General features: G+C 61.7%; 13 protein-coding genes and 1 pseudogene. 8 read left to right on the top strand and 6 right to left on the bottom strand.

Annotated elements, in window-relative coordinates:
• Nucleotides 1-8: 8 nt before the first annotated feature.
• Nucleotides 9-1769 (bottom strand): type I secretion system permease/ATPase, encoded by a 1761-nt coding sequence (locus tag C5L10_RS00915; protein ID WP_105428123.1) that lies wholly within the window; start codon nt 1767-1769, stop codon nt 9-11.
• A gap of 255 nt (nt 1770-2024) precedes the next feature.
• Between C5L10_RS00915 and C5L10_RS00910 the strand changes: the two genes are divergently transcribed.
• The 7 genes from C5L10_RS00910 to C5L10_RS00880 all read left to right on the top strand — a co-directional run bounded on the left by C5L10_RS00910 (nt 2025) and on the right by C5L10_RS00880 (nt 11733).
• Nucleotides 2025-2537 carry a MarR family transcriptional regulator gene (locus tag C5L10_RS00910; protein WP_371411904.1) on the top strand — a complete coding sequence of 171 codons (513 nt, stop codon included), beginning with the start codon at nt 2025-2027 and terminating at the stop codon, nt 2535-2537.
• A gap of 44 nt (nt 2538-2581) precedes the next feature.
• On the top strand, nt 2582-3829 hold the full coding sequence (locus tag C5L10_RS00905) for a glycosyltransferase family 4 protein (RefSeq protein WP_105428121.1): 1248 nt from the start codon (nt 2582-2584) through the stop codon (nt 3827-3829).
• 180 nt (nt 3830-4009) lie between these two features.
• Complete coding sequence (locus C5L10_RS00900; RefSeq protein WP_105428120.1) at nt 4010-5491, top strand: DUF6212 domain-containing protein; 1482 nt, start codon at nt 4010-4012, stop codon at nt 5489-5491.
• Entirely contained in the window at nt 5481-8159 is a 2679-nt protein-coding gene (locus C5L10_RS00895; RefSeq protein WP_105428119.1) for a glycosyltransferase, read from the top strand. Before C5L10_RS00900 ends, C5L10_RS00895 begins: the two co-directional genes overlap by 11 nt.
• A 39-nt stretch (nt 8160-8198) precedes the next feature.
• Nucleotides 8199-9377, top strand: a complete 1179-nt coding sequence (locus C5L10_RS00890) for a polysaccharide pyruvyl transferase family protein (protein ID WP_105428118.1) — start codon at nt 8199-8201, stop codon at nt 9375-9377.
• Between the two features lie 54 nt (nt 9378-9431).
• Entirely contained in the window at nt 9432-10604 is a 1173-nt protein-coding gene (locus tag C5L10_RS00885) for a polysaccharide pyruvyl transferase family protein (RefSeq protein WP_105428117.1), read from the top strand.
• Between the two features lie 22 nt (nt 10605-10626).
• Nucleotides 10627-11733 (top strand): glycoside hydrolase, encoded by a 1107-nt coding sequence (locus C5L10_RS00880; RefSeq protein ID WP_172716852.1) that lies wholly within the window; start codon nt 10627-10629, stop codon nt 11731-11733.
• Nucleotides 11734-11797: 64 nt separating this feature from the next.
• On the opposite strand, the gene C5L10_RS00875 is transcribed toward C5L10_RS00880, so the two are convergent.
• On the bottom strand, nt 11798-12556 hold the full coding sequence (locus C5L10_RS00875) for a GGDEF domain-containing protein (protein ID WP_105428115.1): 759 nt from the start codon (nt 12554-12556) through the stop codon (nt 11798-11800).
• 108 nt (nt 12557-12664) lie between these two features.
• Here C5L10_RS00875 and C5L10_RS00870 point away from each other — a divergent pair.
• A pseudogene (locus tag C5L10_RS00870) lies at nt 12665-12772 on the top strand (aldo/keto reductase); the annotation flags it as partial.
• Nucleotides 12773-12824: 52 nt separating this feature from the next.
• On the opposite strand, the gene C5L10_RS00865 reads toward C5L10_RS00870, so the two are convergent.
• The 4 genes from C5L10_RS00865 to C5L10_RS00850 are packed head-to-tail and all read right to left on the bottom strand — an operon-like array spanning nt 12825 to nt 19077.
• Complete coding sequence (locus C5L10_RS00865) at nt 12825-14201, bottom strand: M20/M25/M40 family metallo-hydrolase (protein WP_105428114.1); 1377 nt, start codon at nt 14199-14201, stop codon at nt 12825-12827.
• 1 nt (nt 14202) lies between these two features.
• Entirely contained in the window at nt 14203-16251 is a 2049-nt protein-coding gene (locus C5L10_RS00860) for a hydantoinase/oxoprolinase family protein (protein WP_105428113.1), read from the bottom strand.
• Complete coding sequence (locus C5L10_RS00855) at nt 16238-18124, bottom strand: hydantoinase B/oxoprolinase family protein (protein ID WP_105428112.1); 1887 nt, start codon at nt 18122-18124, stop codon at nt 16238-16240. Before C5L10_RS00855 ends, C5L10_RS00860 begins: the two co-directional genes overlap by 14 nt.
• Nucleotides 18124-19077: an NADPH:quinone reductase gene (locus tag C5L10_RS00850; protein ID WP_172716851.1), complete on the bottom strand. Its 954-nt coding sequence runs from the start codon at nt 19075-19077 to the stop codon at nt 18124-18126. Before C5L10_RS00850 ends, C5L10_RS00855 begins: the two co-directional genes overlap by 1 nt.
• Between the last annotated feature and the right edge of the window lie 9 nt (nt 19078-19086).

Below are 19086 nucleotides of genomic sequence, written 5' to 3'. Positions count from 1 at the left end.
CTGCGCGGTCATATTGCAGCTACCTCGCGGGTTGTTTCGCCCGGCGCCGCTACTGGAATCACGGAGGTACGCGGTCCGAACTGGGTGACGCGGCCGTTTTCGAGCACGAGCAGCTTGTCGGCGACCTGCATGATGGCCGGCCGGTGAGCGATGATGATGACGATGGCGCCACTTTCGCGAGCGCGCTCGATCGCGCGGATAAGGGCTCGCTCGCCGATCGCGTCCAGGTTTGCGTTCGGCTCGTCGAGCACGATGAGGCGCGGTTGATTGTAGAGGCAGCGCGCCAACGCGATGCGCTGCCGCTGGCCTCCGGAAAGCGTCAGATGTCCGTCGCCGACCGGCGTGTCGTAGCCGAGCGGCAGGCGCCCGACCATTTCATGGATGTCGGCCAGTCGCGCCGCCTCCAGGACCTTGTATGGATCGCTGTCTGCCATTCGCCCGATGTTTTCCCGAATGGTGCCTTCCAGAAGCGAGACGGATTGCGGCAGGTAGCCGACACCCTGGCCGAACGAGCTGCGCTCCCAGAGATAGGTATTGTTGCCGTCGAGGAAGACGCCGCCGGATGTGGGGCGCAGGATACCCACCAGCAGGCGCGCAAGCGTCGATTTGCCCGCGGCGGAAGGGCCGATCACGCCCAGAACCTCGCCGGGAGAGAGAGAGAAGGAAATGCCCTTGATGATCGGCACATCCAGGCCGGGAGCCGCGTAAATGAGCTTGTCGACCACGATGTCGCCCGACGAATGCGGCGTCGGCATCGTTTGGCGGATCGCAACATCCGCCGTGAGGATGGCCTCGAGACGATGCCAGGCCGCCGCCGCCAGCACCCACTGCCGCCAGTTGTCGATGAGCGAATCGAACGGGATCAGGAGGCGCCCGACCAGGATGCTCGATGCCATCATTGCGCCGGGCGTGATTTCCTGCTGCAGCACCAGATAGGCACCGGCCGCGAGCGTAATGATCTGGATGGAATAGCGCAGGCTGCGGGTAATGGAGGACATCGCCTTGCTCCTGCTCCCGCTTGCTTCAAAGGCGCTGAGGGCTTGCAGTTGCAGGGCGCGCCAGCGGGCCGCCAGGGCTGGCAGCATGCCCATTGCCTCGATTGCCTCGGCATGTCGCAGCGAAGCGCCAATCTTGGACACCGCCTCGATATTCGTCTGATTCGCCTCCTTGGTGAGTTGGCGTGTCAAAATGTCCGTGATCAGGCCGCCGCATAAAAGCAGAGCGGCGGAAACGGCTCCGATAAGGCCGAAGAGCGGATGCAAAAGGAAAAGGGCGCCGAGAAAAATCGGAGACCACGCCGCATCGAGAGGCGCAGTGACTGCCGACGAGGTCAGAAAGCTTCGCAATTCCGAGATGTCGCGAAGCGACTGGGTCGCGCGCGACAGGCCCTGGTCGACCGAGGCCTGAACGGCCGCCGCCAGGATGGGCATGTTCAGTCGGCGCACAAGCGCACCTCCCATGGCCTGGAATGAAAGGGCGCGGATGAATTCCAGAACACCGAGCACGATCAGGGCGCCTATGGCCAGGATGACGAGCATTCCCAGCGTGTCCATGCTCTGACTGTTGAGCACCCGGTCGTGAACCTGCAGCATGAACAGAGGCATCGTCAGCTGTAATAAATTCAGGCACACGCTGAGCGCCGCAGCATAAAGCAGCCCTGACATGAATACACGCCTGGATTGCGAAGCCAACAACCCTGGGCTGCTTTCTCTCCGACCTCTGCGAATTTGCCCCTTGCTTGTTGTCTCATTTTGAACAGTATCGCGCATGGCAATTTGCCTCAGGTTAACGTTAGATCAATCAGTCGGAGGACGTTTTGGTTATAGCTAAACCGAAGGATAGTATTGCTTCCTCCAATCTGGCACATAACGGAGGGCTTGTGCAAGCTCATGGCGATTGGGGGGATTGGGCGTAGTTGAATATTACTTCAATTTTTGAAGTAGTTTCCTGAAACGGAGATTGGGATGAAAGAAGAAGTTGTGCTTAATTTGCCTGTAGAGCTGAACGGCGAACTAACAGTTCAAATGGGTCAGGCGGCACAGACAGACCCCAGGCATCCTCAGGATGCCGAGTTTGGGTCCCTCCAACAGGTTACATATTTCGAACTCGCTCGCCTCATGGAGCGGGCAAGCCGGCGGTTCTCGGGTCTGATCCGCGCGGAGCTGACCAAGCTTCGGGTCGACGATATCGGGCCGGCACAGGCGATGATCTTGCTGGCAATCGGCGATTCGGAGCTCTCGGTCGCCGAGCTTTTGGATCGCGGTCATTATGTCGGCTCCAACGTTTCCTACTATCTGAAACAGCTTGGTGATGGTGACTACATCGATCGGGTTGCCTCTCAGCGCGATAAGCGGTCCGCACGCATCAAATTGACGGAGAAGGGGCGGCAGCTCAGGGCCAATCTCCGGGAGGCCGCGATGACTTATGAGCGCGCGGTGAATCGTGGCGACCAGGAGCAGCGGATGCTTGAAACTGCCTTCCAGACACTGCATCAGCTCGAACTGGCCTGGGGCAGCACCTCACGGTACGGCGTTTGAGTGGTGGGTGAGGGCGTGCGCTTTGCCGTGGGGGAATAGACGCGATGCACGTGGCGTTTGTTCATCGACGGGGTTTCGGTCAGTTCGCTGCCCTGGCCGCCCAGCTTGCACAGCTGGGCAATGAGGTCAGCCTCATCACCGAGACCATAGATCAGAAGATCCCTGCCGTTCGCGTCATTCGACATCGAGCGGAAGCGGGTCCGCGCGCGGATCCGCATATGGCCCGGCACATGGCTACTCCCGATCACCATGCGCGAATCGGTCATCGCGTCGCTGAGACGCTCGATGCCATGGTGCGGCAGGGGCTGGTGCCCGATGTCGTCGTCGGCCATATCGGCTGGGGAAGTATGATGTTCCTGAAGGATGTGCTCCCGCAGGTGCCCGCATTGGGATATTGCGAGTTCTTCTACCGGTCGGAAGGGGCAGATATCGGGTTCTCCCCCGACGATCGGCCCGATCTTGAGACGCGGAAGAGACTGCGGCTGCGCAATATCGCACAACTCCTGTCCCTCGAGGCCATCGAGGCCGGCATCAGCCCCACCCATTGGCAAAGAAGTCTTTATCCCGCCGACGCCCGGGCGCGCATTTCGGTGTGTCACGAGGGGATCGATACGGTGCGTTTTCGACCCGACCCGACAGCTTCAGTCACGCTTCCGGATGGACGCGTGCTGAGCGCCGATGGCCCTCCCATCGTTACCTTTGTCGCGCGCGATCTCGAGCCGTATCGGGGCTTCCCGCAGGTTCTGGAGGCTGCCGCCAAGGTCGTGCGCCAGCGCCCCGATGGTCTCTTCGTCTTCGTCGGCGGAGACGGTGTCAGTTATGGCGTGCCGCCGCCGGGCGGCGGCGCGTGGGAGGATCATCTCCTCAAGTCGCTGGACATACCGCGGGAGAATATCGTCTTTCCCGGAGCGGTGCCGCATTCGCTCTTACGGCAGATCTACCAGATCTCGTCCGCCCATCTGTACCTGACCTATCCCTTCGTCCTGTCCTGGTCGGTGCTGGAGGCGATGGCCTGCGGCGCGCTGGTAATCGGATCCGATACTGCGCCCGTTCAGGAGGTCATACGTTCCGGAAAAAATGGCCTTTTGGTGCCGTTCTTCGACACGGATGCGCTCGCCGAGGCCATTCTCGGCGCCCTCGCCAATCCGGAACGTCACTTCGGGATGCGCGTTGCGGCGCGCCGGACAGTCGAGAGGCGCTTCCGGCTGGCGGAATGCCTTAATCGTCAGCAGAATGTTATTGAAAAGCTGACTGGAAAGTCGGCTCGAGGCCTCCAAGGAACGTCAGCATGATTATTACTTCAATTTTTAAAGTATATTTGGAATTTATTTCTCTATATCGGTTGAATTTTGTTATTGTGCACTGCAATGTTAGTTGTTAGGCTTCCCCTCGAAGACGCAGGATGACTTTGATAAAATTCGGTTATCCGGGATATTGTTCTTTGTTGCAGGGTAATTCTTCAGGGGCGGTGCGTGCTAAATTTGACGTCTTCCGGCATTGGAAAACAACTGGTGACGAGAAAGCTGATCGCGGCATCGGCCCGGGATCGCTCCTGCTTCGAAGGAAGCGATATCGAACATCAGGTCGTTTTCCTCGATGTAGATGGCCGTCCTCCGGTGACATTGCAGAATGCTTTTCCATTGGTCGCTGTGGCCTATTCGGATGAGGGCGAGGCGGATCTGCAGGCGGGTTTGGCGTTGCTTGGACCATTGGGGACGATCCCGGCCGTCCCCATCCGGCGGCTTGATCCCGCAAACAGGCCGGAAAGCCTCCCGCTTCTGCAGGCTCTGACCGAAGGCAGTGTCGGCCGGCTTGCACGATACAGCGCCTCGATCACCTCCGAGCTTGCGATCCTGCGAAGGGAACGAGAAACGCTGCTGGAAAACTACCGAGCGCTCGAGGATGCATTCCAGGCGCGAAACTGGGAGCCGGTTTCGGAGATTTTCTCCCACGATCCCTATGCCGATCCGAAGGACGAGGGGATCGGGCCGCTGCTTGCCGCAGCCTTTATCGAGCAGCTTCTGCCGGTATCCAGCCTTGGCGTGGCGGGGTTTGCCCTTCACTTTCACGCGGTGCCCAGGATCAGCGGAGAGCTTGTCGTCGCGTTGAGCTATCTCGAGAGCGGCGAAGGGGTTGCAGAATGGACTGTCCCCTATACGCAGCTCGTGCCGAACTGGAATTTCTTCTCGCTGCCCCGCGCCTGTGGAGGAGCGGCACGGACGTTGAAGCTGCGGATCTCCGCGACCGGGCCGGATACCGTCGGCCTTTCGCTCGGCTATCCGATCGCCGGCGAGCGTTATTCGGCGCGCTCGGAACTGCCGCATCCGGATCTCGACCTGCGCCCGCTGGCGTTCAAGGTGTTCACGGGGTTGCCCGGGGTCAAGCCTACCAGAACACCCAACATGATAGCGCCAAGCAACCTGCTCGAAGGCCAGTACACTGTCGACTACCGCCTGGCGGTCGCGACCTTGAGTCAGGTCGCCGACGTTTCAGTCACGCCCATCGTCCCGGAATTCCAGACGGTGCGCTTCCTCGAGCATGAGCATGCCATTGTCTGCCATCCGTTGCCGAGCGGCATATCGGCCGGCGCGGTCAGCGGCGCCGTCGAGGCCGGAACGATATCCTTTTCGGTGAGCGCCTTTATCGATCATCCGGAAGGCAAACCCGCGGCGGTCAGCTTCCTGCTTGCGCCAGCAAATTCGAATGCGCGTTCCGAAGTGGCCGAGATCGCGCGAAAGGGCACGGCCAGACCGTCGACATTCTTCAGTGGATGGCGCGAAGTCAGCTCCAGCGAGGTCGTCAACATCAACATTCAGCTGGATGAGCCGGTACGCGGCCCGATGGATCTGATGATCCTCAGCCGCGCAGTGACGGATTCGGTCGACTTCTCCTGGCTTAAGGTGTCCGGCTTCAGGATGGTCAAGCAATTTACGGAGGCCGCCGATGTCCGGTAACAGGGAGCCATCCGACCTGATCGCCGTGGCCATGCCTCTCTACGGTCACGCGGCACTTGTGCTTGAGGCGATCGAATCGGTGCTTGCCTCCAATCCCGGCAACTGCCGGATTGTCATCGTTGTCTCTGTCGACGGCGATCCGCGGCATGAGACGTTCGATCAGCTGCTGCTCTACGCCGCGGCCCATCCTTGCCTCCATGTCATATTCGGCCGCAACGCCGGCCCGGGCGGCGCACGCAATCGCGCCATCGATTTCGTCATCGAGCACTTTCCCGAGGCGAAGGCCGTCTATTTCCTCGATGCCGACAATCGCATCCTTCCCGGCACGATCAAGACGCTTTACCAGCAGCTCGTCTCCAGCGGTTGCGGGTGGGTTTACACGAATATCGACACATTCTCGGTCAGCTGGCGCGCCCATTACGGCAATCGCTATTCGCGGCTGGTGCACTGCATCACCGACAATATCTGCGATACGGGATCGATGATCTCGATCGAGGTTTTTAAGGACGGCGTCCGCTTCAATGACGACCGGCAGAACGGTTTCGAGGATTGGGAATTCTGGCTGTCCTGCATCGAGCACGGTTTCGTCGGAACGCCCTGCCACGACACAGTCTTCGAATACAGGCTGAGGGCGGAAAGCCGCTTCAAGGAGGCGAACCGCGACCGAGCCACCTCGGTCAGCTTCCTGCGCAAGCGCCACATGCCGTTGTTCCAGCGCCCGATGCTGGTGGATTTCGAGCACGAGGATTGCCCGCGCTACCTGTTTGCGCGCACGGAGGATACGGCGATCTCCTTCTTCACCGATCCCACCAAGCCACCGACGATGCTTCGCCTCGACGACATCATCCCGGCCTTCTGGGGCAATATCGGCGAACCGGACAATGAACATTTTCCACCATTCCTGGTCGCCGGAAGCGGGGCGGCGCTCGACCTACTGCGGCGCTCGCGCATGCTGCCGAACGTGCTCGCTCATCTCGAGCGCCTGAGCGAGGTGAGCAACGTCGTCTTCGTCCAGCTCGCCAACGATGCCGCCCAGCGCAAGATCGAGCCGGTCGTTCATGGTCCGGGTGCTCAGAAAATCGGCCCCGCCGATCTCGTTTTCCTGTCGACCCGGATCGCCCAGGACGTGGTCCAGAACAATGCCGTTGACTGGTTCGCCTCGATCGCAAGCCAGCAGGTATGGCCGACATCAGCCATTCTGAAAGTGCGCTTCCCTTTTCCAAGAAGCCTCCCGCGCCGCTCCCTCATCACGCCTCAGCAGGTGATGATCAATTGTCTCAACGCGATTGCCTCGAGCCCCCTCCGCGAGACGGCGGGCAGGCGGTGGACCTGGCGTCCGGCGCGGCTGGTACCCTATACCGATCTCCACAAGGCGTTGCGCAAGGAGATCGGAGGATCGCCGGTCCTGCCGCTCGGGCATAACGAGGGTAGGCGCACCGTGGCGCTGCTCGTGCCGAACGCCTCGTTCGGCGGGGCTGAAAAGGTCGTTTATGCGGCGGCCCGGGAGTTGAAGGCGGCCGGTTATGAAACCCACCTCTTCGTGCTCGGCACGTCCCGGATGGACGTGATCGACGAATTCGATTCCAGCTTCGACTACATCCATTTCTGGGAGGCGGGAATTCCGGTCTGGGGAGGGTCGGGTTCCTTCCTGGGACAGGACTTCATCGCCGAGGAGCATTCGGTCGACTGGCAGGCGCTCAAAGGGCAGCTTTCCGGCTTCGACCTGGTCATCAACAACCACGTGATGGCCGTCCATCCCCTTATCGCGCGACTGCGCGCTGAAGGCACGCGCACGGCCTGCTACCTGCACGTCGTGGACAATACGGCCTTCAAGAGGCCCGCCGGCCAGCCCTTCGCAGCGATTGCCCACGAACATTGCTACGATGCCTTCCTGACCTGCTCCGAACAGCTCAAGATCTATCTACACAGCTACGGTGTCCCGCACGAGAAGGTCTTCGCCGTTGCGAACGGCGCGAGCTTCTCGGTGCCGCCCAAAGCCTTGGCGGAGGTCCTGGCCGTCAGGCGGATTGAGCGCAAGGATGACCGCCTACGGATTCTTTACATGGGCCGATTTGACCAGCAGAAGGGCATCGATAGGCTGGCGGCAGTGCTCGCGGAATTGCGGGCCTCCAACGTCGCGTTCGACGCCCGGGCCATCGGCGGGGAAATCCTCGCCGATTCCAGGGTCTCCTGGAGTGAGCGGCTGAAGGACCTCGGTGTCGACGTGCGTCCGCCGGTCTTTGCGAGCAAGGATCTGATCAAGGCGCTCGGCTGGGCCGATGTTCTCCTCATGCCGTCACGGTGGGAGGGCGCGCCGCTGATGATCGCCGAGGCACAGCAACTCGGCTGCGTGCCCATCGCGACCGCGGTTGGCGCGGTGGACGAGCTCATTTGCGACGGCGAGGACGGCATACTCATCGACGCGGCTTCCGATCCTCAGATGGTGAGGGAGATGGCACGCATCATTGAAGAGGTTGCGCGCAATCGCGCACGACTTGCGCCGCTCATGGAGGGCTGCATCAGGACCGCGGCGCACCGCTCGTGGACGTCCTCATTCGCGGATTTCATCTCGTGGAGCGATCGGTCCGTGAAAAATTCGTCACTGTCCCGCGCCGCGATCTTTCGCGACCAGGCGACGGCAAATCCCGTGGTTGCGGCAGCTGGCTGATCGCCGAGCCGCTTCTTTGAAACAGAAAGGTCTAGTCGAATGCGTCCGCGAATTCTCGTGACGGGTATTCCTGGTCACTACACGCGCCTTGCCAATGGCGCCCATGGTTCGTCCGTCTCCTATTCGGAGCGGCAGAAGCAGCCGGAAACGAAAGAGGAGTTCCTGCAGGAGCTGAGCAATATCAGCAATACCGGGAACTACCTCATTGGCGAAGGCGCCCTGCGGGCGCTCGCTCCGCATGCCAAGCAGGTTCCCTTCTGGCATCTCTACAATCTGAGCAAGAGCGGCAGCGGGTTCGATGAGTTCAATGCCAATTTCGATATCTGCGTCTTCACCTGCGCGAACCTGTTGCGCAAGGGGCTTTCCGCAGACGCCGAGGCGGATGTGCTGAGCCGGCTCAACATGCCGATCGTCATGCTGGGCATCGGATTGCAGAACCGCAAGGACCTGGAGAACAATCTCCCGGAAGGAACGAAGCGGCTTCTGGCCGTCCTGAAGGAGCGAGAGCATTATTTCCTGACCCGCGGCTACGAGTCCGCCGGCTTCCTGAAGGATCAGGGCTTCTCCTTCGTGCGTCCGACCGGCTGCCCCTCCGTTTATTTCATGCCGGACAACATGCGCCGGTCGATGAAGAAGCTGCCGAGCGTCGAGATCGGCAAGGCAAAGACCATTTTTTCCGGCTATCTCGGCGGCAATCAGGATGCGATCCTGGATGCGAACGCGCTCGCTCCGCAGGATACCGTACCGCCATATGTCGTGCAGGACGAGTTCCTTCACTTCGATATGAAAGTGGAGCCCAACGACGAGGGACGTGTCTATGATTCCGCGTCGGGCCGGATGATCGGCGATCTGACCTATCCCGGTACTGAGCGGGAGAAACAGCGGTTCGAGGTTAGGACCTTCTTCGACAACAATCAGTGGCGCGGCTGGGCCTCCTCGATGGATTTCAATTTCGGCCGGCGTTTTCACGGTTCGATCATCGCCATGCAGGCGGCCGTACCCAGTCTGATGGTGGCGGTGGACGACCGCATGCGCGAGATGCTGGGCTTCACCGGTCTGCCGGCTGTCGACATCACGGAGGTCGACAAGGCGGAGAATCGCGCCGAGTTCGTGGCCGACCATCTGTCGCAGCTCAACACGAGCGAACTCGTTGACCGTTATTCCGATCGCGAGAGCGCCTTCCGCACCACGCTTCGCGAAATCGGCATTGGTCTCTAGCGAGGCCCTATCCAGGGGCCTGCGGGCCATCACCCTTCGGTTCAGAGGACAGTCATGCGTATCTTGCTTACGGGCATTCCCTCCTATCTGCAGCGAACGATTGCGGACGTCTCCGGCACGACCGTTATCCATCGGCCGTATTTCGATGAGACGAGAACAAAAAAGGATCTGATCGCGCAGGTCAGGAAGATCGCCAATACCGGCAACTACCTGATCGGCGAAGGCGCGGCCGAGAGCCTGCGCGGTCATAACGTCACCTATCTGCCGTTCTGGCATCTGGCCAATAATCGGGACTCGAACGACATTTTCGAGCAGGTGAACCGCGAGTTCGATCTGTGCGTCTTCGCCTCCGCCAATCTGCTGCGCCCCGGCTATTCCGCCGATCTGGAGGCGGAAATCTTCGCGAAGCTGACGATGCCGGTCGTGGTGATGGGCATCGGCATCCAGCGCAAGGAGGGCCTCAAGGATCAACTGCCGGCCGGTACGCTCAAGTTCCTGGACGTGTTGCGGAACAAGGAGAGTTTCTTCCTCACCCGCGGTTACTTCACCGCCGAATTCCTGAGGGAGCAGGGGATGAAGTTCGTCAAGCCGACGGGCTGCCCGTCACTCTATTTCTCGCCGAATGATATGAAACGTTCGCTGACCGCGCTCGCCAACCCGGCGCTGGCGGAAGCCCAGAAGATCGCCTTTGGCGGTTATCTTGGCAGCGTTGCCGATACGATCGTCGACGCCCACGCACTGCTCAAGCCAGACAGCGTCGCAAGCTATGTCGTTCAGGACGAACTTGTTGCCTACAACCTTTCCCTGACCGGCGGCGACACCGACATCGCCTATGACCGGTCGAACGCACGCATCACCGCGGGCACGGAATACAAGCACTCGGAGAAATGGCAGCGGAAATACGAGTTGCTGGTCTATTTCGATACGAACCAGTGGCGCGGGGCGATGTCCGAGCGCGATCTGTGCTTCGGTCGCCGCTTCCATGGCTGCATTATCGGCATGCAGGCCGGCACGCCCGCACTGATGATCGCCGTAGACGACCGCATGCGCGAGATGCTGGAATTCATCGGTTTCCCTTATATCGAGGCCTCCACCTGGAACCGGGAGACGGATAAGCGCGCCTATCTCGCCAACTTCCTCGGCAAGATCGACACGCAGGCCGTGATCGACCGCTATTCCGCTTGCGAGGCGAATTTCCGCAGTGCTCTGGGGCAGATCGGACTTTGAGCGGATGAAGGCGGCGGTGCGGATGCGCGCGATCCTTGCCTGTGCGCTGGCGGTGCTCTGGGCGTTTGCCCCGGTGCCGCCGGCGGGCGCGCGCGATGTGCTTGCCGATCGCATCGGCGTCAACCGGGTCAACCTCGCCTGGCTTTCTCGCACCGACCAGGAGCGTATCCTGAAGGAAATCGCGGCGAGTGGTATCACCCATGTCCGCCTTTCACTATCGAGGCCGGTGGACAAGAGCATCGATGCGCTCGAGATCGCGGACCGGTTGGGGTTGAAAGTCCTTCTCGAGATCCAGCTCGGCAACAAGGATTATTATCCTCCGGGGGCGCGTCCTCGTACCGGTTTCGGCCGTATATGGGATGTTCAGCGGCTTTCGGATCTCGATCTCGATCTTTACCGGTCGCAGTTGCGCTCGGCCCTTCGCCGCATCGACGGCATGGGCATCCGCGTCGACGCCGTTGAGCCCGGAAACGAGATAAACTACAGCGCCTATAACGGCGACCTCGTCGTCTACGAAAAGCCCGGGCGACGGACGCCGCGCAACGTTTCGGAAGTCGCAGACCGCACGGCCTTCGGGCGGGGGCTCGACGTCTATGCAGGTGCCGTTCGCATCACACGGGAGGAGTTGCGGGCGACGGTCCATAGCCGCGATGCGCTTTTGATTTCGGCCGGGCTGTCCGATGTCGGCACTGACGAGGCCGACAGCCGGGGCATGGAACGGCTGGACCCCGGCGAGTTCATTTCACTCCTGCGGGAGCGAGATATCGACGCGCTGGTCGATGGTTATGGAATTCATCTCTATCCGGGGCGCAAGGACGATGCGGCGCTGACACGCTATGTCAGAACGCTTCTCAACTTCTGCAGGCCTGACGGGGAGGGCAAGCCGTGCTGGGTGACCGAATGGGGCATTGCCAACACTGTGCTTTCCTGCCCACTGGACGATCGCGCCCGGGAAGTGGCGGTTCGTGCCGTGCGCCGCAGCTTTGACGAACTGATGGACGAAGGAAGGCTGAGAGCGGCCTTCTATTATGACTGGGACACCCAAGCGGTCTATAGCGTCTGGCGTTGCGGCGCGTTAAGCCCGGCCGGCGTCGCAGCCACGAAAACGGGAAAGGTTGACGCGAAGTAGGAAAATCCACGATCTGAAAGATCGCAAGGGCCGAGTATGCGCGGCAGTCGTTAGAGTTTCCCGTTCAGGAGAACCGCTCCCGGAATAGGGGCGAGCCAGCTTCCTCCTCCGCGATGGCGGCGCGGTTGGCAGCCTCGCGCAGTGCCTGAAAGTCGGCTTGGTGCTCGACCCTGGTACCGCCAAGCCGCACCGTCACCAATATCTGGCGCTCCTGTCCGGCTGTGAATGTGGTTTCCTTTACCTGCACGCGGATACGCTCGCAGATGTTGCTGGCATTTTCCATTGTCGTGCCGGGCAGATAGATGCCAAGTTCGTCGGAGGCAAGGCGCGCGACAAGGTCACTATGGCGCACGGAAGAATATACGATCCGGACCATCGACTGAAGCAGCGTGTCAGCCCATTGTGGGCCGTAACGGCGGTCGATCGCATCGAAATCATCAATCTTGAGAACGAGCAAAACGCCATCGGAGCTTTCGGTGCTGCTTGTGCGCCTGCGTTCTATCGCATGCTCGACCGAATTCGCAAATTCGCCGGCGCGCATTGTGCCTGTGACGGGTTTGCGACTGAGCGCGTGCCGCAGCTCTTCTTGGGTATCCCGAAGCGCTTGGTTACGCAGATAAAGCGCCAATTGAAGCGGAAATGTAACGGCCGCCGATAGCAACGCCACGGCTGTCAATTCCACCCAGAACGGACGTTGGGGAACAAGCAGGCTTAATAGCCAAACAATCGCGATCGCTCCAATCGCAGCCGCGAGGGTGCGGAGTATGGCGATCTTGATATGCGGTGTGACTAAAGCTTGGCGAAAACGGAAATACAGGGTCATCGGTTGGTGGAGCTTCTGCGGTGGAGTGTATCTTTGAGATATCGCGTGAAAATACCACGTGAATAAACCTTATGGTATTTTAACAATGGGCCTGATGAATTTCATCGGAAGGCGATCGGGCTGCAGCGGCAGAAGGGCTGGGCGCGGTTCGTATCGACGCAGCCTCCCTACAACCTCATCTACAGGGAGGAGGAGCGCGAGATGCTGCCCCTCTGCCTCGGCGCCTGGCAAGATTTCTCTCGGCACAAAAGCAGAGAGACTCTTGGCATTACCGCTTCATCTCACCCAGCTTCGTCAGCAGCGCCGCCCCCGTCTTGATGCCTGCAATGAACAGATCCAGCTTGAGGTTCTCATTCGGCGCATGGTTTGCTTCATCCGCATTGGCGTAAGGCACGACGAACGCGGGTTTCTTGAGGATCTTCGTGAACACGTAGTCCGGGAGCGAGCCGCCGACCGTCGGGTAGAGCAACGGCTCGACACCGCGGGCGGTCAAGATCGCGTCCTGGATGACCGGAGCGAACGGGCTGTCCATCGGCGTCTTCGACGGCAGCATGGCGTTGAGCGGAATGAACTCCACGTCCGGTGCGTGGGCTGCAACATGCGCCCGCACCTTTTCGAACACGTAATCCGGCGTCAGGCTCTCGACCAGGCGGATGTCGCACTTGGCAAACGCCTCGCAGGGCAGGACCGTCTTCTGGCCCGGCCCGCCGTAACCGCCATGCAGCCCGTTGATGGTCAGCGTCGGGTGGAACATCAGGCGGTCGAAGTAACCGCGGTCGAGTGGCGCGTCGAGTTCCTTGATGCCGAGATCGGCCTTGATCGCATCGAGATCGAGCGGCAGCTTGTCGACCGCCTCGCGCTCCATGTTGGTCGGCGGCACCACGACGTCATGTAGGCCATCGATGGTGATTTCGCCCCGGTCGTTCTTCATCGTCGCCAGCAGATGCACCAGCTTCCAGATCGCGTTCGGCATGACGCCGCCGAAATTGCCGGAATGGGCATCGCGATTGGCGGTTTTTGCGCGCAGCTCGAACGAGGCAACACCGCGTACGCCAAAGGTGATGATCGGCGTGTCGGATTCGTGCAGCGGGCCATCGGAGGTAACGACCAGATCGGCGGCATTCAGCTTGTCGGCGTGTTCGGCCACGAATTCGGCGATGTGCGGGCTGCCGATTTCCTCCTCGCCTTCCAGCAGGAAGATGACGTTGCAGGGCAGTTCGCCGGTCACCTTCAGATGCGATTCCAGCGCCATCAGCTGGGCGAAATGCTGGCCCTTGTTGTCGCCGATACCACGGGCATAGATGCGCCCGTTGCGGATCGTCGGCTCGAAGGGCGGGCTGTCCCAGAGTTCGTAGGGCTCCGGCGGCTGCACGTCGTAGTGGCCATAAAGCAGGACAGTCGGCTTGCCCGGCTGCTTTTCCATGCGGCCGAGCACCATAGGATGGTTCTTGGTAGGGATGGTGATCGCCTCCATGCCCATGCCGTTCAGCATGTCGACGAGGATGGCCGCCACTTCCGCAATTCCCTTGTTCTGGGCGCTGATCGAGGGATGGCGGACATAGTCCATCACCCGTTCGATGAAGTTTTCGCGGTTTTCCTCGATATGCGCGAAGACGCGGTCGAGATCGCTCTTTTGCTCAGTCATCTCATGCATCCTGCTTGGCTGTCAGAAGGAGGGCACCGGAGCCGTGCACCGTGCCGGTCCAGCCTGGTGCGACCAATGTCGTCGTATCGAGCTGTGTGAGGATCACCGGGCCCTTGAAGGTGGCGCCCGCACCGAGCGTCGAACGGTCGACGACCGGAACGCTCGTCACGCCGCTTTCGAAATGCACCGGCACATGGTCGAACGGGATGACGTCGGAACCCTTCTCGAGGATTGCCGGCGGCGGTTCGACCGTCATGCCGGCGGCTTCGACCCGCAGGGTCACCAGTTCGATCGCCGCTTCGAGCTCAAAACCGTAGAGCGCCTTGTGCTCGGCGGCAAAGGCGGCTTCCACAGCCTCGCGGGTCTGCCCCCAGGTGACGGCAAGCTCGCCGCCCTGACCGTGATAGCGCAGCAGAGCCACGGTCGCGATGCGGCGGTCCTTTTCGGCCACACCTTCCATGTCGAACCAGGAAGATGCCTGGGTCTTGAGCTCGGCGATGATGCCGTTGACCGCCACCACATCAACCGCACCGGCTTTCGGCAAGGTACGGCTGAACTCGGCCTTGAGGTCGGCGGCAAGCAAGCCGTCGGCGCAGAGAATGCCGGGAGCCGGCGCGATCATGACGCGGGAAATGCCGAGCAGTTCGGCAAGCGCGCAGCCATGCAGCGGACCGGCGCCGCCGAAAGGCACCAGCGTGAAGTCGCGCGGATCATGGCCGCGTTCGACGGAAACGACGCGCACCGCGCCGACCATGTGGTTGTCGACGATCGCCAGAATGCCCCGTGCGGCCGTCGCCGTCGAAAGACCGAGCGGCGTCGCCACCTTGCCGTCGACCGCCTTGCGGGCGGCTTCCATATCGAGCGCCATGCGGCCCCCGAGCAGCCGGGCCGGCAGGTGCCCGAGCACGACATGGGCGTCGGTAACGGTCGGGTTCTCGCCGCCATGACCATAGGCGGCCGGGCCCGGACGGGCACCGGCGCTCTGCGGACCGACGGTCAAAGTGCCATCCGCCACCTTGGCGATCGAACCACCGCCGGCCCCGATCGTCACCATGTCGACCATCGGCAGCGGCAAAGGCCATTCGCCGACCTTGCCGTGCTGGGTAAGGCCGATCTTGCCGTCCTTGATGAGGCAGATGTCGGCACTGGTGCCACCGATGTCGACGGTGATGATATCCTTGATCCCGCAGGCGGCGGCGACCGAGCGCGCGCCGACCACGCCGGCGGCAGGACCGGACAGTGCGGTCAGCGCCGGAGCCTGGCGGATGGTGGCCGCACCGGCGACACCGCCATTCGACTGCATCAGAAGCAGCGGGGCTGTGACCTTCTCGTCCTCAAGCCGCTTTTCGAGGCGTCCCACATAGGTGGTGACGCCGGGCATGACGGTGGCATTGAGCACGGTCGTCAGTGTGCGTTCGAACTCGCGCACGACAGGCAGCACGTCGGTCGAGGTGGTGACGGCGAGATGCGGCAGTTCCTCGCGCAGGATTTCCGCCGCACGCTTCTCGTGCACCGGGTTGGCAAACGCATGCAGCAGGCAGATGGCCACCGCCTCGACGTCCATGCCACGGATCGCTTCGGCCGCAATCCGCACGCTGTCTTCGTCCAGCGCATCGAGAACAGCGCCGCCGGCAGCAATCCGCTCGTCGATCTCGATGATACGCGACGCCGGCACCGGCCGCTTCGGCTTCACCCAGGTATAAAGGTTTGCCTTGCGGGGAATATCCTGGCGGCCAATGTTCAGCACATGACGAAAACCCTTGGTGGTGACCAGCGCCGTGCGGGCGCCCTTGTCTTCCAGGATCATGTTGGTGGCGACAGTCGTGCCATGCAGGACCTGGCCGAGCGAGGAGGCTTCGCGCCCCGCATCGGTCAGCGCCAGGCGGATGCCGTTGAGGAACGCTTCCGAAGGATCGGAGGGCACGCTCGGCGTCTTTGCCCGCCAGACCTTGCCGGTGGCCCGGTCGAGAAGCGCAACGTCGGTAAAAGTGCCGCCGATATCGACTGCGACGGAAAGGGACGTATCGATAAAGGTCTCAGGCGAGGACATCGACATACTCCTGACGATGGAATGCGCGGGTAGCGGGACGGTTGGCGCGCAGTGCCGCGGTGGCCGCGTGGTCAACCTTGGTGCCCTTCACGACGACGCCATAGAGGCGTTCGGCCGACTCGGCACTGACGAAACCGCCGAGCACGTCTTCCAGAATGGCATCGAGACTACGGTCGAAGGGATGGCCGAAACCTCCACCCCCGCCGGTCTCCATGCGCAGCACGTCGCCCTTGACCAGCCTGTTGCCGTCCGAAAGCGGCGGAACCGTGCGCTGGTCTGGCCGGCCCGGATTGATGGTGACGCGGCCAGTGCCACCGCCCATGCCGCCATTGATGCCCCAGGGCGGGTTCTTGACGCTGTCGATGCGCACGGCGAGCATCATGTCCTCGGCGAGGATTTCGTATTCGCGGATAATGCCGCAGCCGCCACGGTATTTGCCGGCGCCGCCGCTGTCCTTGACGATGCCGTAGGTGCGCAGTCGCACCGGATACCCGACTTCGAGGAACTCGACAGGATAGTTCTCCTGCGCCACGAAATAGACCGCGTCGATGCCATCCGAATCCGGCCGCGCGCCGTAACCGACGCCGATGCCGTCGGCGAGCAGGAAGCGGTTCAATTGGCCCGCATCGTCCTTGTAGTTGCCGCGCATGATGGTGATGACATAGGCCGAGTTGGAGGCCGGCGCCTTGCCGCCCGCCGTGTTGACGAGACCGTTCAGAGCCGACAGAACGCGCATCATGGTCAGGCCGCGCATGCCGAGTGCCGCGGGGAAGTTCGGCTGCAGGAACGATCCCTGGCGCAGGTTCACCGCATCCAGCGCCTGCGGACCGCCGGCATTGCAGACCTGGCCTGGGTCGCCCCCGAGATAGAAGAGGCCGAGGGCCATGCCCGGCACGCCACGGTTCATCAGGAAATTGACCGGGCCGGGCGCCTGATCGTCGGATTCGGTCGCATCGAAGGTGAACTTGTCCTCGCCATTCGCCAGCTTCTCGCGGGTCAGCGAGAGGCGCATCTTGAACGGGCCGTTGCCATGGCCGTCGCTATCGATCGCATCGATGAATTTATGGGTGCCGTAGTCGAAGGTCTCGGCCAGCTTGGAGCGCACCAGGTTGCGGGTGCGGGTCAGCAGCTGCGCCAGCGCATCCGCCACCACATCGGAGCCGAAGCGGTCGAGGATTTCGCCGATGCGCTTCACGCCGACATCGACGCTCGCCATCAGCGCCCGCATGTCGCCGATGCTCTGTTCGGGAAAGCGCGAATTGCGGTGGAAGATCGACAGCGTCGCCTCGTTGGTAACGCCCTGGTCCATCAGCTTGGTGACCGGGATGATGATACCTTCCTGGTAGATGTCGGTCGCATCCGGACTGATCGAGCCCGGCCGCATGCCGCCGATATCGGCAAAATGCGCCCAGCTCATCACGAAAGCGCAGCGCTTGCCATCCTTGAAGACAGGCGCCAGCAGGACCTGGTCGTTGGAATGCGAAACCGCGCCGCGCGAACCGTAGCAGTCATTGTACCAGTAGAGATCGCCGGGCTTCATCGTATCGGCCGGAAACTTGTCGAACACCGGCCCGGTCATGTCGCCGAAGACAGGCACCATGGAACCGACCGCCATGACGCCTTCGCCATCGAACAGCGCGGTATAAAAATCTTTCTTCTCGCGAATGAAGGCGGAAATTGCGGTGCGCTCGAGCAGCGCTTCCATTTCCGACTGGGCGGCCGCGATCGCGCCGCGGATGATTTCGAGCGAGACGGGATCGCAGACGGACCCTTCCGGTTTTACCCCCCTGGCGGGCGTGCTGTCGCTTTCCTTGGGATTGTACATCGTGGAATCCTCGTTGGATGCTGTGGAATGGATTGATCGGCTGCTCATCAAGCGCCTCCGATCAGGACGACGACATTGCCAAGGCTGCCGCGCTCGACGCGCTCATGGGCCTTGGCGATGTCTTCGAGGGGGAATGTCGCGCCTATGGCGACCTTGAGCCTGCCGGTATCGGCGAGTTCGGCGATCATCTTTTCGCCTCCCAGCCGCTGATCCGCGGGGATCAGAAAACCCTGGATGAAGCGCAGGTTGGCGCCCTTGGCAGCGAATGCGTAATAGGGAAGCACCGGCGTCGGATTGCTGCTCGACGAATAGGAGGCAACGGTGCCGTTGCGCTTGAGGACGGCGGCATCGCGCTCCAGGTTTGCCCCGAAATCGACCTCGACGACGCGATCGATGCCCTGGGCCCCGGTCAGTTCGAGAATACGGGCCGAGACGTCTTCGCGTTTGCGGTTGATCGTTGCGAAGGCACCGGCTTCTTTCACATGCACCGCAGCCTCCGCAGTGCTGACGGTGCCGATCACCCGCGCGCCACCGGCAACCGCCATCTGTACTGCAAAATGCCCGACCGCACCGGCAGCACCGTTGACGAAGATCGTCTGCCCCATGACCGGACCGTCGGAGAAAACCGCGCGATAGGCGGTCATCGCCGGCACGCCGAGATTGGCGCCATCGGCGAAACTCAAGGCATCGGCCAGCTTCACGGCCTGGTGGGAAGCGATTGCGATAAACTCGGCGGCGGTGCCGAAAGCGCGGCCCGCCTCACCATAGCCACCCTGGGCGTTCCACATCCAGACACGTTCGCCGATGCGGCCCGGATCGACGCCCGCGCCGACACCGATGATCTCGCCGGCTCCGTCCGTATGCGGGATGATCAGCTTGTGATCCATGCCCATGCCGCGCCAGCCGCTCCGGCGTTTCACGTCAGCCGGATTGATGCCGGACGCATGTACGCGCACCAGCACCTCGCCGGGACCAGCGACGGGTGCAGCAATCTCAGCCACGGAGAGAAC

The organism is Neorhizobium sp. T6_25 (assembly GCF_002968555.1).
In the GTDB taxonomy this organism is placed as follows: Bacteria; Pseudomonadota; Alphaproteobacteria; order Rhizobiales; family Rhizobiaceae; genus Neorhizobium.
Note: the sequence above shows the minus strand (reverse complement) of the source record. Positions and strands in the feature narration are given on the sequence as shown.